Raw genomic sequence first — 945 nt, 5'->3', positions numbered from 1 at the left:
GCACGCTTAAATCTATCGGATTAGAAGCATCGCTCAACGATCGAAAAATCGAACTCTCTCAACGCGTTAGAGGTATTTATGACTTGGCGAATTAATAGCCTAGCTCTAGTCACTTTATTTTTACTCACTGCCACGCACAATGCTCACAGCATTGACGTAGATCGAACCCAACCTATTGAAATTGAATCCGACAGTGCCGTGATCGATGATTCACAGGGTTTTTCGACCTATCGCGGCAACGTTATCATTCGCCAGGGTTCGACAACACTCACCGCAGATAACATCAGTGTTTTTGCTCGTGAACGCGCCGTAACACAAATCATTGCGAATGGTACACCCGCGACATTCAAGCAAACAGACGCCAGTAGCAATATTCAAAACACCAGCGGCCAAGCTGAACAAATCACGTATAAAGCAAAAGATGCTGTTTTGATTTTTAACGGCAACGCCACACTCGCCCAGGACACCAATTCGTTTTCCGGAAATCGCATTGAATACGACATCATGGACAAAGCAATTCGCGCCAAAGGGGATCAAGATAGTGGCAAACGAGTGAAGATTCAGTACTTCCCTCAAGCATCTGAGCCTTCAAGTGAAAACTCCGATTCACAAACCAACGACAATCTAGACCAAGCGAATCCTAATGAAGACACTTCAAGCTAAGCATCTTGCTAAAGCCTACAAAAAACGACAAGTTGTTATCGACGTATCGCTTGAAATCAAAACAGGACAAATTGTTGGCTTGCTTGGTCCGAACGGCGCGGGTAAGACTACCTGCTTTTACATGATCGTTGGCCTAGTATCCAAGGATAAGGGCCAAATCCTCATTGATGACAGAGACATTAGCAACATGCCAATGCATGGGCGCGCAAAAGCCGGTATTGGTTACTTACCACAAGAAGCATCAATATTTCGAAAACTTACTGTATATGAAAATATTCTGAG

General features: G+C 44.2%; 2 protein-coding genes. Both read left to right on the top strand.

Going from position 1 to position 945, the window contains the following annotated elements; translation table 11 throughout:
* Nucleotides 1-78 precede the first annotated feature (78 nt).
* On the top strand, nucleotides 79-663 hold the full coding sequence (gene lptA, locus A3738_RS04560; RefSeq protein WP_068502532.1) for a lipopolysaccharide transport periplasmic protein LptA: 585 nt from the start codon (nucleotides 79-81) through the stop codon (nucleotides 661-663).
* On the top strand, nucleotides 644-945 hold a 302-nt coding region (locus tag A3738_RS04555; RefSeq protein WP_156503956.1), incomplete at its 3' end, for an ATP-binding cassette domain-containing protein. The genes lptA and A3738_RS04555, both read left to right, overlap by 20 nt.

Source organism: Oleiphilus sp. HI0066 (genome assembly GCF_001635725.1).
Note: the sequence above shows the minus strand (reverse complement) of the source record. Positions and strands in the feature narration are given on the sequence as shown.

Coding starts and splice junctions, on each gene's coding strand:
- lptA (WP_068502532.1), top strand. CDS start 79: ATGACTTGGCGAATTAATAGCCTAGCTCTAGTCACTTTATTTTTACTC.